Origin of the sequence: Methylobrevis pamukkalensis, from assembly GCF_001720135.1 — a bacterium.
Lineage (GTDB): Bacteria > Pseudomonadota > Alphaproteobacteria > Rhizobiales > Pleomorphomonadaceae > Methylobrevis > Methylobrevis pamukkalensis.
The window spans coordinates 1-5,369 of record NZ_MCRJ01000179.1 but is presented as its reverse complement, the minus strand read 5'-3'; the positions used below and the strand labels follow the sequence as shown (position 1 = coordinate 5,369).

At 68.3% G+C, this 5,369-nt stretch carries 4 protein-coding genes; all 4 read left to right on the top strand.

The window, feature by feature from the left end; all coding sequences use genetic code 11:
- Nucleotides 1–385: 385 nt before the first annotated feature.
- Nucleotides 386–2,059, top strand: a complete 1,674-nt coding sequence (locus A6302_RS19195) for an electron transfer flavoprotein-ubiquinone oxidoreductase (RefSeq protein ID WP_069308374.1) — start codon at nt 386–388, stop codon at nt 2,057–2,059.
- Between the two features lie 150 nt (nt 2,060–2,209).
- Nucleotides 2,210–2,839 carry a hypothetical protein gene (locus A6302_RS19190; RefSeq protein WP_069308373.1) on the top strand — a complete coding sequence of 210 codons (630 nt, stop codon included), beginning with the start codon at nt 2,210–2,212 and terminating at the stop codon, nt 2,837–2,839.
- A 112-nt stretch (nt 2,840–2,951) separates the two neighbouring features.
- Nucleotides 2,952–4,067, top strand: coding sequence for a hypothetical protein (locus tag A6302_RS19185; protein ID WP_141703968.1), 1,116 nt, complete (start codon nt 2,952–2,954; stop codon nt 4,065–4,067).
- Nucleotides 4,068–4,229: 162 nt separating this feature from the next.
- Nucleotides 4,230–5,066: a DUF1194 domain-containing protein gene (locus A6302_RS19180; protein ID WP_069308371.1), complete on the top strand. Its 837-nt coding sequence runs from the start codon at nt 4,230–4,232 to the stop codon at nt 5,064–5,066.
- The last annotated feature ends 303 nt before the right edge of the window (nt 5,067–5,369 follow it).

The window sequence follows — 5,369 nt, the reverse complement described above, 5'->3', positions numbered from 1 at the left end:
TGCGGGCGGCTGCGCTTTCGGCGAAGCGGTCGACCGGATCGTCGCCGAGCGCGGCGTCGACACCCATGGCGTCATACCACTCGATGAGCGCGCGCAGGTCGGCGAAGCTGGAGGCGGAGGAGGGCGGCATGGTCATGGCGTTCGGGTTCCCGGCGGCATCCAATCAGCATGCGCGGCAAAGGGCAAGGCGGGGAGGGTGAGGGTCCTTTTCCGCATGCGCCCTTGCCCGCCGCGTCGAAGCCGGCCATGTGAGACAGCAGACTGGCACTGTTCCAATGTCGCACGGCCTGCGACCGCGTGGCGAGCTTGCGCGGGCAGGCCCGGGCGGTAGAGTGCCCGCAACCCGGCAGGCCGCCCTGCGGCACGCATCAGAGGAGACCGAAGGATGACGGAGACGGAGCTTCCCGAGCGCGAGGCGATGGACTTCGACGTGGTGATCGTCGGCGCCGGCCCGGCCGGCCTTGCGGCTGCCATCCGCCTGAAGCAGATCGCCGCCGAGACGGGCGGGGACATCTCCGTGGTCGTGCTGGAGAAGGGCTCGGAAGTCGGCGCCCACATCCTCTCCGGCGCGGTGATCGATCCCTCCGGCCTCGACCGTCTGCTGCCCGACTGGCGCGACGACGAGACGGCGCCGCTGAAGACGCCGGTGACGGAGGACCAGTTCCTCGTGCTCGGCCCGGCCGCCGCCGTGCGCCTGCCCAATGCGCTGATGCCGAAGCTGATGTCGAACCACGGCAACTATGTCGCCTCGCTCGGCAACGTCGCGCGCTGGCTGGCGACGCGGGCCGAGACGCTGGGCGTCGAGATCTATCCGGGCTTTGCCGCCGCCGAGGTGCTCTATGACGACGCCGGCCGGGTGGTGGGCGTTGCCACCGGCGACATGGGCGTCCACCGCGACGGCACGCCGGGGCCGAATTTCCAGCGCGGCATGGAACTGCGCGGCAAATACGTGCTGATCGGCGAGGGCGTGCGCGGCTCGCTCGCCAAGGGCCTGATCGAGCGCTTCCATCTCGACCGCGGCCGCGAGCCGCAGAAATACGGCCTCGGCCTCAAGGAACTGTGGGAGATCGATCCGGCCAAGCACCGGCCGGGCCTCGTGCAGCATTCCTTCGGCTGGCCGCTCGGCTGGTCCACCGGCGGCGGCTCGTTCCTCTATCACCTCGAAGACAATCTCGTGGCCGTCGGCTTTGTCGTCCACCTCAACTACCGCAATCCCTATCTCTCGCCCTTCGAGGAATTCCAGCGCTTCAAGACCCATCCGGTGGTGCGCACCACCTTCGAGGGCGGCAAGCGCATTTCCTATGGCGCGCGGGCGATTTCCGAGGGCGGCTACCAGTCGGTGCCGAAACTGACCTTCCCCGGCGGTGCGCTGCTCGGCTGCTCGGCCGGACTCGTCAACGTGCCGCGGATCAAGGGCAGCCACAACGCGGTGCACTCCGGCATCGAGGCGGCCGAGGCGGTCGGTGCGGCGCTTTTCGCGGGCCGGGCCAACGACGAGCTGACGGCCTACGAATTCGGCTGGCGCCAGGGGCCGATCGGCCGCGACCTGTGGAAGGTGCGCAACGTCAAGCCGCTGTGGTCGAAGCTCGGCACGATCCTCGGCATCAAGCTCGGCGGCCTCGACATGTGGATGAACGAGCTGTTCGGCTTCTCGCCCTTCGGCACGCTGAAGCATGGTCATGCCGACCACGAGGTGACCTTCACCAAGAACCACGCGAAACCGATCGCCTACCCCAAGCCCGACGGCAAGATCTCGTTTGATCGCCTGTCCTCGGTGTTCCTGTCGAACACCAACCACGAGGAGGACCAGCCGGTCCATCTCAAGGTCAAGGATCCGTCGCTGCAGCGCTCCGAGCTCGATCTCTTCACCGGCCCCTCGACGCGCTACTGCCCGGCCGGCGTCTACGAGTGGACGAAGGTGGAGGAGGGCGATCCGACCTTCGTGATCAACGCGCAGAACTGCGTCCACTGCAAGACCTGCGACATCAAGGACCCGAACCAGAACATCAACTGGACGGTGCCGGAAGGCGGCGGCGGACCGAACTATCCGAACATGTGAGGGTGGTGCCGGTGATGCGTCGGCCGCGCACCGGGAGTTGCGGCCGCCGCCCTTCAGCCCCGACCGGTGTCCGGCGCAGTCGTGGCCTTGCATTCTCGCGAAAAAGCGGTCATCGCCGTGGGAGAGTATTGAAGGGATGACGCGCGGATCATGCTGATCGGCCTCGAAAAGAAGTTCATCTTCGTTGCCAACACCAAGACGGCGTCCTCGAGCATCGAGCAACTGCTTGATCCGCACGCCGAGATCGCGATCCGCCGCACGGCGTTCGGCAAGCACATGACGCTGGCGCAGATCGAGAGCCGGTTTGCGTGGATCGGCGATCATCTGCCGTTCGGGCGGTTTCTGGTGTTCGGCGTGATCCGCGATCCCGCCCACTTCCTGCTCAGTCTCTACAATTTCCATACGAAAGACGGCTTCGACGGCAAGCCGCTTTCGACGAAGGGCGTGGCCTTCGAGGCCTTCGTCGACAAGGCACTCGCGGCCCCGACCGGGCGTGTCCGGCCTCAGGCGGACCGGTTGTCCAACCCGAACGGCCGGCTCAGGCTCACCCATCTCATCCGCCTGCCGGACCTTGCCGCCGAGATGCGGGCGATCGGTGCCTTCCTGGAACTTGATGAGCGCGACCTCGGCAACCGCAACGTCAGTCCGGTCGTCGCCACGGTCGAGGAGTTCCGGCCGGACCAGCTCGAGAGGATCCGCGAGGTCTATGCTGCCGACTATGCGCTTCTCGCAAACCCGCCGCGCGATCCCCGGATCACCGCCCTGATCGAGAGCGACTGACGGGCCCTGCCGCGGCGTTGCCTTGGACGAGGGCGGGCTCTTTCCCGTTCGCGATCGGGCGTCCTGGGATATGGTCCGGCTTCAGGACCGGCAGATCGGAACGGAGCGGGGCATGGCGGAACGGCGCGGGATCGTCCACATCGGCATGCCGCGCACGGGCACGACCACCTTCCAGCGGCTGCTCCATGATCAGCGCGCCGGACTGGAGCGCCGCGGCCTGCTCTATCCCGACCTCACACCGCCCGGCGATGCCCGGATCCATCTCAATCACCAGCCCCTCGGCGAGGTGCTCGACGGCCGGCGCGGCGTGGCGGACAGGGCGGCGATGCTCGCGCGGCTCGAGGCCGACCTTGCCGCAACCTCGGCCGAGATCGTGATCCTCTCCTACGAGGGCTTCTGCCACGCGGCGGGGGCGGCCGCTGTCCTCGCCGACCTGCTGCGGCGCCATGGCTTCCGGCCGGAAACGGCGGTCACCGTCAAGCCGCAGGCCGAATATCTCAACTCCCGCTACACCAAGCAGATGCAGTTCCTGCAGGAGACGCGGGACTTCCGGGGCTTCTTCCGGCGCGCCTTCCGTGACCGCAAGCTCGACTACGCCCGGCTGGTGCTGCCCTTCGCCGACACGCTTGGCGGGCCGCTGCATCTGGTCCCGCTGCGCGACCACCGGTCCCAGGCGCCCCTGATCGAGCGCCTTCTCGCCGAGCTCGATCTTGCGGACCGGATCGGGGACCTCGTCCTGAAGGCCGGGGGGGATCTTGTCGAGAATCCGAGTGCGGGGCCGCTTGCGATCGAGGCCGAACGCCGGCTTGCGATCCTCGGCGCCGGCCATGGGCTCGGCGAGGGCGCGCGCGAGGCGACGCGGCTGCTGGAGGACGAGGTCGCCCGGCGCGGCCTCGATCGCGGCAGCTTTGCGGGCGTCGATGCCGAGATGCAGGCGATCGTGGCCGATCACTGGCGCGCAAGCTGCGAGGCCCTTGCCCGGCGGGCGTGGGGCTGCGCCTGGGAGGACCGGGTGGCGCCGGCCGCGCCCCGTCCCGTCAACGAGATCGCCCGCCTCGGCGCGGACCGCGAAACCGAGGCGCTGCTGGCCGAGCTTGTCGCCTGGACCTCGGATCAGGTCGGCTTCGCGCCGCGCGGGCCGCTGCGCCGACGCATCGATGCTGTCGAAGCCGCCGCCGGAGCCGGGCTCCGCCGCATGCTGCGCCGGGCGCGGGCCCGGCGCGGTTGAGGCTGGCGCCGGGTCATCCGGACACGGGGCAACCCGAAAATCACGCGACCCGAAGCCGGCTCACGGCCAAGTGATCCGCAAACCCGCCCGGTCACGCCGCGGGACGTTGACCGCTCGCCCCGTCTGGCCGAAGCTTCACGGCGGGGCGCGACGGAGGTGGACATGGGCCAATCTTCGGATGTCTTTCGACGCCGGGTCGGCGATCGAAGCTTTCTCGCGGCCGTGGCCGCGATCCTCGCCGGTCTGTGGACCGAGGCGGCGCAGGCCGCCGACACCGAGGTCGACCTCGAACTGGTTCTCGCCGTCGACGTGTCGCGGTCGATGGACTACGAGGAACAGATGCTGCAGCGTCAGGGCTATATCGAGGCCGTGACCGACCCCGAGGTGATGGACGCGATCAGGTCCGGCCTCACCGGACGTATCGCCATCAGCTATTTCGAATGGGCAGGACCGGGGCAGCAGCGCCTTGCGGTCCCCTGGCAACTCGTCGAGGACAGGGACAGCGCGCGGGCGTTTGCCGCGAAGATCGGTTCGGCCCAGCTCAGCATGGCAAGCGGCACCTCGATTTCCAACGGTCTGTCCGAAGCCGCCCTCCTGTTCGACGACAACGGCTTTACCGCCCTGCGCCGGGTGATCGACATTTCCGGCGACGGCCCCAACAACCGCGGCGGCATGGTCGAGCCGGTGCGCGACCGGGTGGTCGCCAGCGGCATCGTCATCAACGGCCTGCCGATCATGCTGAAGCCGGGGGGCTATTCGCCCTATTCGATCGAGGATCTCGACGTCTATTACCGTGACTGCGTCATCGGCGGGCCGGGTGCCTTCCTGGTGCCGGTGCGCGACACGTCCGAACTCATCGATGCGATCCGGCGCAAGCTGATCCTCGAGATCGCGTCCGCCGCACCCGCCATCCTGAAGGCTCAGGCGATCACTCCGGTGGAAAAGACCATGGACTGCCTGATCGGCGAGAAGATCTGGCGCCGCTACATGGATCCGTGACCAGAGGGCAGCCCCAACAAAAAAGCGCTGCCCGATGCGGGACAGCGCCTGTCACGTCGTCCTGCGACGTCACTCCCATGGAACACCGTGACCTCGCACCCCGGAACGCCCGGGATGCGACGGCACGTGGCCGGACAGGGATGCGCTCAGCGGTCGATGGGACGATACACGCCGGTAACCGGATCGCGTTCCAGGCGGACCGGCTTGCGCAACGTCGCACGGACGGGCTGAAGCTTCGGCTCCTGCATGCGCGACACCATCCTGGCGGCAATGTAGAGTCCGAGACCAACAGCGGCCAGAGTG